This window comes from Actinomadura sp. NPDC048032 (genome assembly GCF_040653175.1).
Classification (GTDB): Bacteria; Actinomycetota; Actinomycetes; order Streptosporangiales; family Streptosporangiaceae; genus Spirillospora; species Spirillospora verrucosospora.
Genome location: NZ_JBEZJP010000317.1, coordinates 1 through 9,858, shown reverse-complemented (window position 1 = coordinate 9,858; position 9,858 = coordinate 1). Strand labels below are relative to the sequence as shown.

Genomic DNA, 9,858 nt, shown 5'->3' with positions numbered 1-9,858 from the left:
CTCGTCGCGGCTCTGCGTCCGCTCGTGGCGCAGGCCTACGCGGCGCTCGCTCCGCACAGCGGCGGGGTCCTGCGCGTTCGCGGGATCCTGCGCGTAGGCCGGGTCCTGAGGATGGCCGTGCGTCACTCCCGTGTCCGCCGGGTGCTCGACCACGCGCTCGACCCGTTCGGCGGGACGGCCACCGGGCGGCGGCGGGTCCTCGATGATGTGCTCCTCGCGGACCACCGTTCCCGGCTCGTCGCCGTAGGCGGGGTCGGCGCCGACCACACGTCCGGCGGCGCGGCGCGGCCGCGTGTACTTGAGCGTGAACCCCAGGCTGATCAGACCGACCAGGATGAGGATCCATCCGACCATGTGGATGTCGAGGCCGCTCAGGTCAACGCGGATGGCGAAAGCCAGGATCGCCCCGAGGGCGATGAATGCGAGACTGACTCCGATTCCCATGTGTCGGAGCTCCTTCCGGAGGGACGGACGGGCGTCACGGCAGCCTGTACCCGACCCTCGGCGAATATGCGGAGGGGTCATGTGGTTATCGCCATAACGCAAGGGTCGTCCCACCCCGGCGTCCTGTTGTTCACAGGAACGTTTCGCGTGCACGGCCCCACCGGGTTTTGTGGAACGATTCGTCTGGTGGGGACTGCACGGGAGGTTTTCGGTGACGCACTGCCGATCGCGGAGCGCTACGCGGCGTTTCTCGCCGAGGCCGGGGTCGAACGCGGGCTCATCGGGCCGCGCGAGGCCGACCGGCTTTGGGAACGCCATCTGATCAACTGCGCGGTGGTCTCGTCGGCCATACCGCGCGACGCCCGGGTCGTCGACATCGGCTCGGGCGCGGGGCTCCCCGGCATCGTGCTGGCCATCGTCCGGCCCGACCTGCGGATCACCCTGCTGGAGCCGCTGCTGCGGCGCACGACGTTCCTGAACGAGTGCGTCGAGCTGCTCGACCTGCGGAACGTCGAGGTCCGGCGGGCCCGCGCCGAGGACGTGACCGAGGAGTTCGCGGTGGACGTCGCCACGGCACGCGCCGTCGCCCCCCTCGAACGCCTGGCCCGGTGGGCGCTGCCGCTGCTGCGGCCGGGTGGCGAGCTCCTCGCGCTCAAGGGCGAGCGGGCCGCGGGCGAGCTGGAGGAGGCGGAGCCGGTCCTGAAGCGCTTCGGGGTGCGCTCGACGGAGCTGCTGCAAGTCGGGCGCGGTATGGTCGACCCGCCGACAACACTCGTCCGTGTGGTCGCCGGCCGAGAAGAGGTTGTCGGGCGACGGCAGCGCGCCCCCCGGCGCGCCAAAGGGTCGAGGAAGAGGTCTTCATGAGCACGGGACCAGGACTGGGCAGGCCTGACCGCGCCGACGAATCCCCCGACGAACAGCCGTCCGGCCCGGGCGGGCCCGGCGCGGACGAGGGCGCCCCGGCGCCCGCCTCCGGGGGGACGCGGCCGGACCCGGGATCATCGCCGGGCACCGCTCCCTCCGGGCACGCGATGTGGGGTAACACGACGTCCGGTACCGCGGAGAACGTCGGCTACGTGCCGACCAACGCCGGCGCGCAGCCGCCGGTCTCGCGGAACGGACCAAACCAGGGGGAGTCGGAACTCGTGCGAGAGGCGCTGCGGGACGCCAAGGTTTCACATGAAACAGCCGTCACCGCGCTCAAGGCGATGTCGGGCCGCAGGGAGCGGGAGTGGCCGCGGCCCGACCGATGCCGGGTCATCACCATCGCCAACCAGAAGGGGGGCGTCGGCAAGACCACGAGCTCGGTGAACATCGCCGCCTCCCTCGCCATGCACGGCGCGCAGGTGCTGGTGGTCGACCTCGACCCGCAGGGCAACGCGTCCACCGCCCTCGGCATCGACCACCACGCCGAGGTGCCGTCGATCTACGACGTGCTGATCGAGGACATGGCGCTGTCCGACATCATCGTCCCGGCGCCGGAGATCCCCAACCTCTTCTGTGCGCCGGCCACCCTCAACCTCGCCGGCGCGGAGATCGAACTCGTCTCCAAGGTGGCCCGCGAGTCGCGCCTCCGGCGGGCCCTGGACGCCTACGACATCGAGAAGTTCGACTACGTGCTGATCGACTGCCCGCCGTCGCTCGGTCTGCTCACCGTGAACGCCCTCGTCGGGGGCGACGAGCTACTCATCCCGATCCAGTGCGAGTACTACGCCCTCGAGGGGCTGGGCCAGCTCATCCGCACCGTCGACCTCGTGAAGGCCCACCTCAACCCGAAGCTCAGGGTGTCGACCATCCTGCTGACGATGTACGACGCCCGGACCCGCCTCGCCGCGCAGGTCGCCGACGACGTCCGGAGCCACTTCGGCGACGTCGTCCTCAACACGGTGATCCCCCGCAGCGTCCGGGTGTCCGAGGCGCCCAGCTACGGGCAGTCCGTCATGACCTACGACCCCGGTTCGAGCGGCGCCCTCGCCTACAGCGAGGCCGCCTCGGAGATGGCCCACGGAGGAGCTGTCCAGTGAGCCAGCAACGACGCGGTCTGGGCAGGGGCCTCGGCGCCCTCATTCCCACCGCCCCGCCCATGCCGGCGTCCGCCGAGCCGAACGGTGCGGGAGAGCCGGGCTACCCCGGCGGCCCCGTCCCGGGCGGCGCGGCCGCTCCCGCACCGTCGCTCGAACCGGTCGCCGGAGCCCATTTCGCGGAACTGCCCGTCCGCTCGATCACGGTCAACCCGCGCCAGCCCCGCGAGCATTTCGACGACCAGGCTCTGGAGGAGCTCGCCGAGTCGATCGGCATCGTCGGACTGCTGCAGCCGATCGTCGTCCGCAAATCCTCCTCGGAGGAGCACGACTACGAGCTCATCATGGGCGAGCGCCGCTGGCGCGCGTCGAAGATGGCCGGGCTGGACGTCATCCCGGCGATCGTCCGCGACACCGGCGACAACGACCTGCTCCGTGACGCGCTCATGGAGAACCTCCACCGGCAGCAGCTCAATCCGCTGGAGGAGGCGGCCGCGTACCAGCAGCTGCTGCAGGACTTCGGCGCCACCCACGAGCAGCTCGCCACCCGGATCGGCCGGTCGCGTCCGCACATCACCAACACGCTCCGCCTGCTGAACCTGCCGCCCGCCGTCCAGCGCCGGGTGGCGGCGGGCGTGCTGTCCGCCGGTCACGCCCGAGCGCTGCTCTCCCTCGAAAGCGTCGAGGCCCAGGAGCACCTGGCGCAGCGGATCGTCCAGGAGGGCCTCTCCGTCCGCGCGCTCGAAGAGATGATCGCGCTCCGCGAGGTGGAGGACGAGCCGAAGACGCCGCGCCAGGGCCGCCGCCAGAAGCCGGTGGCCCCCGGCCTCAAGGAACTGGCCGACCGCCTCTCCGACCGCTACGAGACGAGGGTCCGCGTCGACATGGGCCGCAACAAGGGCAAGATCGTCGTAGAGTTCGCCACCCTGGAGGACCTGGACCGCATCATCAAGTCCATGGCCCCCGACCCCGAGGCGGACGACTCCTAGCCCGCGCACCCCAGCGCCCCGGACCCCCAAAGGCTCCGGGGCGCTTCTCATTCCCACCCAACGTTTCCCGTGAAACATCCCCGAGAACCACGCGCCCGAAGAAGCGAGAGCCGTCGCACGTAGTCGCCGCTCCCCCCACACCCGCCGCCGCATCCCGCCACACGCCCTCGCCCGCAGCGCATCCTGCCCACTGCGGCCCCCGTCGACAGTCCCCCGGACCGCCGATGCGAACGCGGTCCGCGGCACCAAGAGAGGCACGATGATCGCCGCAAAGGGATCTGGCCACCCCAGCGAGCGTCGGCGTACCGGCTCACCCGCTGAGCGCAGGGCCGCCACCCACCGCAGGCGTCCCAGACAAACCAACCACGCCCACAGCGATGCGCCTCTTCTCCCCGTCGCGCTCAGCTCTATGGAGCGCACAGTAGACCGCCTACAGCAGCGCCCCGGGTAAACCGGCCACGCCGACGACGCTCCGCCCGGCCGTCCTGCCGCGCCCACCGTGCTTCGCGGTCGATCACAACCAGCCCCACAACGGACAAGCCGACCGCGTCGACGCCGACCCGCCTGCTGTTCCTGCCGCGTCCCCGCGATACGGCACGGCCGACCGCAGACAACGGCGTCCTGGACGAGCCGTCACATGAACGGTGATCCGGAAGGTGGCCCCGTCGCGCCCCTCCGATTCTTCGCAGTCGGTCACAGACACCCGGCGTACCGGCCAGACAAACGCGGCAAGGGCGACTCAAATAGCCCCCCCGTCGCCTCCACCCTCTAAGGAGCTAGTTGCCCCCAGAGGGGCGCCCCCAGAGCGGCGCCCCCTGGGCAGCCCCGCCAAGTCGACGGTGACCCGCTTGGTGACCCCGTTGCGCCTCCCTGCTTCGCGGTTGCCCACAACCCACGGCGTACCGGACAGACCTGCCACGCCGCCGATGATGCGCCCCGCGACTCGTCTCGCCCAGCACGGGGCCCCGCGGTCATGCGCCACCAACGGCACCCCAGACAGTCCGGCCGCGCCGACGGTGATCCGACTGGTGACTCGTCTCGCCCAGCACTGTGCGCCGCGGTAGGGCGCCTACAGCGGTGTCCCGGGCAGGCCGGCCACACCGACGGGGACCCGCCTCGTGTGCCTGTCGTCCCCCCGCGGTGAGCGGGCAGTCCTAGCCGTGGTGCGTAAGTGTGGGTCTCCAACGGGCGACTCCCTGCCTCCCCCGAGTCTTGCCCTGGGCGCCGTGGACCGTTGTCGACAGGCCAGCCGGGCGACGATGCGGGTGCTTGATCCGGCCGCGCCTTGAGCAGCGCGGTGAATGCCTCCAAAATGACTTGGTCATCCCGGTTGGCGTCGGCGTTCGTGCCCGCCCTCAGGCCGCGGGTCCCACCGCGCATCACACCCGGACGTAGACAAGGCGTCCCGGGCAAACCGACCACGCCGTCGCTTGATCCGCCTGTTGTTCTCCGTCGCACACAGCCCTCTGCCATGCGGTCGGCGCGCGCCTCGCATGCGGGCCGCGTCTACGGTGAGCGCAGGTGATCGTGTCACGTCCAGCTCCGTGCGACGAAGTAGGCCGTGACCAACGGCGTCCCGGGCAGGGCCGGCCGCATCGACGGAAACCCGCCTGCCAGTTGCGCCGTCCTCGTGCTTCGCGGTCGGTCGCGATCGCCGGGGTAGCGGATACACCGGCCGCATCGAGGGTGATCCGCCTGGTGAGTTCGTCGTGCTCTCCGATGTGTCACGGGCGGCCGTAGACGACGGCCTCTCGCACGAGTCGACAGGGGTGACGGTTGATCCGCCTGAGGGTTAAGCGCTCCCGCTGCGGTCGTAGACAACGGCGTCCTGGACGAGTCGGCCGCGCTGACGATGATCGCCCGTGGTGATCCCTTCGCGCACGTGAGCCTATGAGCGGTCGCAGACAACGGCCGGGCGGGTCAACCGCGCCGACGGTGATGGCGGAATACGGGTTCTCCTGTCCTGCCCCGGGGGACGCAATAGTCGCCCGCAGCGGCGTCTGGGCATGGCGGTTGAACGTCCGGCCCACCTCGGCGCGGGTCGCAAGGCCTGAGGGGACGGTTGGCGGTAGGTGGTCCGCGTGGGCGCTGTTGTGGCACCTCGCTCCCCCGTGCCCGCCGGAGCAGGTTTCACGTGAAACTGTCCGTCCTGTAACCCGTGGAATTCGGGAGTAGACGGACGCATGACGACCTGAGCATTGGCGCAGGAGGCCGTGAGGACCGCCCGGGGGCTGAGCATGAGGGACGAGCTGCGGAGCGCGGGGGTTCGACCGAGGAGCGGGTGACCGTGTGCCGCGTGCGCGGGTTCGTCGGGTGCGGCGGGGCTCTCGGCTGCCTCACCGCTGTGTGTTGCCATGGGCTTGGGGAGGGCTTCGCTGGGGCGTCACCTAGGTGAGTGCGGAGTTCGCTGTTTCACGTGAAACGAGGGTCAAGGTGCTCGGCGGGCAGGGGGCAGAGTGGGGACTGCGCCTTGTCGTGCAGTGCCATTCGGGGCCCTCAGGGGAGTTCGGGTGCCTTTGGCCTTGCTCGCAGACACGCGGCCTAGGCGCCTGAGGTAGGCCTAGGGCGGATCCCGAGTTGGATCGCGGTGGGAGCGGTCGGAGCGAGAGATCGACCTGGGGCTTGATGCCGCCCCTCGCCGCTTGTGCGACCTTGCCGTGGTCGGCCACACGAGATCTGATCGACGTTCTTTCCGGCGCGAACGAGATTGAGGCGGCCCTGTGTGGGGCGGTGGGGTCTGCGTGCCGTGGCCCTGGTGTCGAACGCCCTTGGCTGCACTTCGTCTACTAGTGAGCCGTCGTGATCGCGGGCCGCGTGTTCCGTGGGTCCGTCCTCTGGTGATCTCTTGGTCAGCCGATGCCCTTGTAGATCGCTCTAGTGTCAGGAGGCGGGCGAGTGTGGGGCAGGTCGAGATCAAGTGCCGCTTCCGCCTGACGGGGGCTAGGGAGCAGATCTAGGCCCATCTGCGGGCTTTGGTGGTGGCTGGAGCGGTCGGTGGGCCTCGCTCGGACGAGTTCAGCCCGCATTCTTCATGGCAGGCGATTAGCGGCTGCTGCCGTCCGCGGCGGCACTTGAACAGGGTGGTGTAGGCGGTTCAGGGGGACTTGTTAGTGGGAACTTCGGCGAGCACTTGGAAGGGCGCGCGGTCGATCGCCTTGCCGTCGTGCGCGGGGCCGTTGCGTTGTGCGCAAGGGGTCAATGTGGCGAGCCAGCGGGTTCCGCTGTGGGGTCAGCGGAGGTGGGAGCGGAGGAGGGATTCGCACACTTCGCCCAAGTCCAGGTCGGCGACGCTGACGGCTCGGGGGAGGAGGCTGGTCTCCGTCATCCCGGGGGCGACGTTGACCTCCAGGAAGTGCACCTCGCCGTCGGGGGAGACGATGAGGTCGGTGCGGGAGAGGTCGCGGAGGCCCAGGGCGCGGTGGGCGGTGATCGCGGCCTCGGCGGCGCGGGCGGTCGCTTCGGGGGTGAGGCGGGCTGGGGTGACGAACTCGGTGTCGCCGGCGTCGTAGCGGGCCGTGTAGTCGTAGCGTCCGCCGGGGGCGACGATCTCCACGGCGGGGAGGGCGGTCGGGACGCCGTCGCGCTCGATGACGCTGACCGCGACCTCGGTGCCCTCGATGTAGCGCTCGACGAGGGCGGCGTCGCCGTAGGCGAAGCAGCCGACCATGGCGGCGGACAGCTCGGACGCCTCGTGGACGACGGAGGTGCCGAGGGCCGAGCCGCCGCGGGTCGGCTTCACGAACAGGGGCAGGCCGAGGCCGCGGACGATCTGGTCCAGGACGGACGCCGCGCCGAGGTCGTGGAAGACCTCCTTCGGCAGGGCGACGGACTCGGGCGTCCGCAGACCCGCGCGCCGCACCACCGACTTGGCGGTCGGCTTGTCCCAGACGACGCGGCACGCGTCCGGGCGGGCGCCGACATAGGGGACGTCCAGGAGGCCGAGGACGTCGCGGATCGAGCCGTCCTCCCCCGCCGCGCCGTGCAGGACGGGGAAGACGACGTCCGGCGGGTCGTCGGTCAGGGAGTCCAGGAGGGTCGCGTCGGCGTCGCGGAGCTCGACCGGGATGTCGCGGGCGCGCAGCGCGTCGGCGACCCGCCTGCCGGAACGGAGCGAGACCTCCCGCTCGTAGGAGAGCCCTCCGGCGAGAACGACGACATGCCCCAGTTCCAAGATGCTCCTCGTTTCACGTGAAACAGTCAGACGATGCCCGGGCCCGGCGTCTGGACGCCGGTGGACGTCCCGCCGCGGGTGCTCCCGAAAGTGTCCCGGAGACGGATCTCCTGTTCCACCACGCCCGCCAGCCGGCGGACGCCCTCGCGGATCCGGTGCGGCTCGGGGAAGCAGTAGGACAGGCGCATGTGCCGGTGGCCGGTGCCGTCCGCGTAGAAGCCGGTGCCGGGGACGTAGGCGACGCGCTCCGCGATCGCGCGGGGGGCCATCGCCTTGGCGTCGAGTCCCTCGGGAAGGGTGAGCCAGACGAAGAAGCCGCCGGCGGGGCGCGTCCAGGTGCACCCGTCGGGCATGAGCTGGTCAAGGGACTCCAGCATCGCGTCACGGCGCGCCCGGTACAGCTCCCGGAAGTCCTTGATCTGCTCCCGCCACGGCTGCGTCGAGAGGTACTCGCGGACGGCGAGCTGCGAGAAGTTGGACGGGCAGAGGATCGCGGACTCGGCGGCCAGCACGAGTTTCGCCCGCACCGCGTGCGGCGCCAGCACCCAGCCGACGCGGAGCCCGGAGGCGATCGTCTTGGAGAACGAGCCGAGGTAGATGACGCGTTCGGCGTCGTCCGCGCGCAGGGCCCGCATGGGCTCGCCGTCGAAGCCGAGGAGCCCGTAAGGGTTGTCCTCGATGACCAGCACGTCGTACTCGGCGCAGATCTCCAGGATTTGGGCGCGGCGGGCCGTGGTGAGGGTGACGCCCGCGGGGTTCTGGAAGGTCGGGACGGTGTAGAGGAACTTGACCCGGCGTCCCTGGGCGCGGAGGCGGGCGAGGGTCTCGCGCAGCGCGGACGGGACGAGGCCGCCTTCGTCCAGCGGCACGTGCACCACGTCGGCCTGGTAGGAGGCGAACGTGCCGAGCGCGCCCACGTAGGACGGGGCCTCCGCCAGGACGACGTCGCCGGGGTCGACGAAGATCTTGGTGATGAGGTCGAGCGCCTGCTGCGCGCCGACGGTGACGACCACGTCGTCCGCGGACGCCTGGACGCCCTCCAGGGACATGACCTCGCAGATGTGCTCGCGGAGCCGCTCGTCGCCCTGGGCGGAGCCGTACTGGAGGACCTCGGCGCCCTTGCCGGCGACGAGTTCGCCGATCATCCGGCCGACGGCGTCGAGGGGGAGCGCCGAGACGTAGGGCGCGCCTCCCGCGAGCGAGACCACCTCGGGGCGGGAGACCATCGCGAACAGGGCCCGGATCTCCGACGGCACCATGCCGGCGGCACGGGCGGCGTAGCGATCCGCATAGGCATCCGTACGCGAGTGCTGTTCCACGAGGCACCTCCGGGGCGATTCGGCTTCCCTGCAACCTACGTCATGACCGCCGCGGCGGGGCGCTCGGGTGTGGCGTGCCGCGGCATTGGGGAAACTCCTGTCCGATACGATGCCCGCGGGTCCCGGATGGTTTGCCGGGAGCTTCCGCCGTCACGGGTCCCAGGCCGGCGGGCGAGGATCGCAACAGGGGGTGCCGACCCGGTGTCGCGTCGTCTCGTCAACATCACGCTGGACAATCTCGATGATCTGCCGCACCGCTGCCGCGGGTGCGTGTTCTGGGAGCTGGATCCGGTGAGCCGGGACCGGGCCCGGGAGAGCGGCGACGCGGGCCTGGAGAAGGAGGCGTGGATCTCCTCGACCCTCCTGGAGTGGGGCAGCTGCGGCAAGATCGTTTACGTGGACGACGTTCCGGCGGGGTTCGTCATGTACGCGCCGCCGCTGTACGTGCCGCGGTCGGTGGCGTTCCCGACGAGCCCGGTGAGCGCGGACGCGGTGCTGCTGATGACGGCGCACGTCCTTCCGGAGTTCGCGGGCGGCGGCATCGGCCGGATGCTCGTCCAGGGGGTCGCGAAGGACCTGACGCGCCGGGCCGTGAAGGCGATCGAGGCGTTCGGCGACCTGAAGGGCGAGGAGGGCGGGTGCATGGTTCCCGCCGACTACCTGCTGTCGGTCGGCTTCAAGACCGTCCGGCCGCACCACCGGTACCCGCGGCTGCGGCTGGAGCTGAAGTCGGCGCTGTCATGGCGTGAGGACGTCGAGGTGGCGCTGGAGCGGCTGCTGGGGTCCATGACCCCCGAAGGGGCCCTGCGGCCCGTCTGAGGCGCTCTGAACGGCGCGGGGCCCCCCCACCGGGGGGGGGGGGGGGCACCCCTTCGCGCGCGCCGCCGGCGGCGGGGGGGGGGCTGAGGGACACG

The 9,858-nt window shown here is 71.0% G+C and carries 7 protein-coding genes; 4 read left to right on the top strand and 3 right to left on the bottom strand.

The genetic code is table 11. The features are described from left to right. On the bottom strand, positions 1-444 hold a 444-nt coding region (locus AB0C69_RS30680; protein ID WP_360358538.1), incomplete at its 3' end, for a DUF6458 family protein. A gap of 186 nt (positions 445-630) precedes the next feature. Between AB0C69_RS30680 and rsmG the strand changes: the two genes are divergently transcribed. From rsmG to AB0C69_RS30665, 3 genes are all read left to right on the top strand, one after another. Then, entirely contained in the window at positions 631-1,308 is a 678-nt protein-coding gene (gene rsmG / locus AB0C69_RS30675) for a 16S rRNA (guanine(527)-N(7))-methyltransferase RsmG (RefSeq protein ID WP_345182807.1), read from the top strand. A gap of 344 nt (positions 1,309-1,652) precedes the next feature. Then, positions 1,653-2,468, top strand: coding sequence for an AAA family ATPase (locus AB0C69_RS30670; protein WP_345182877.1), 816 nt, complete (start codon positions 1,653-1,655; stop codon positions 2,466-2,468). Then, entirely contained in the window at positions 2,465-3,454 is a 990-nt protein-coding gene (locus AB0C69_RS30665; RefSeq protein ID WP_360358537.1) for a ParB/RepB/Spo0J family partition protein, read from the top strand. Before AB0C69_RS30670 ends, AB0C69_RS30665 begins: the two co-directional genes overlap by 4 nt. A gap of 3,229 nt (positions 3,455-6,683) precedes the next feature. Here AB0C69_RS30665 and AB0C69_RS30660 read toward each other — a convergent pair. Both AB0C69_RS30660 and AB0C69_RS30655 read right to left on the bottom strand, forming a co-directional pair. Beyond that, a complete protein-coding gene (locus AB0C69_RS30660; RefSeq protein WP_360358539.1) occupies positions 6,684-7,628 on the bottom strand; it encodes a D-alanine--D-alanine ligase in 945 nt (314 codons plus the stop codon). A gap of 23 nt (positions 7,629-7,651) precedes the next feature. Further along, on the bottom strand, positions 7,652-8,944 hold the full coding sequence (locus AB0C69_RS30655; protein WP_360358536.1) for a PLP-dependent aminotransferase family protein: 1,293 nt from the start codon (positions 8,942-8,944) through the stop codon (positions 7,652-7,654). A gap of 201 nt (positions 8,945-9,145) precedes the next feature. Between AB0C69_RS30655 and AB0C69_RS30650 the strand changes: the two genes are divergently transcribed. After that, positions 9,146-9,763: a GNAT family N-acetyltransferase gene (locus tag AB0C69_RS30650; protein WP_345182804.1), complete on the top strand. Its 618-nt coding sequence runs from the start codon at positions 9,146-9,148 to the stop codon at positions 9,761-9,763. Positions 9,764-9,858 lie beyond the last annotated feature (95 nt).

Excerpts from the sequence above, each read along its gene's own strand:
- AB0C69_RS30670 (WP_345182877.1), top strand. The coding sequence starts at position 1,653 with ATGTCGGGCCGCAGGGAGCGGGAGTGGCCGCGGCCCGACCGATGCCGG.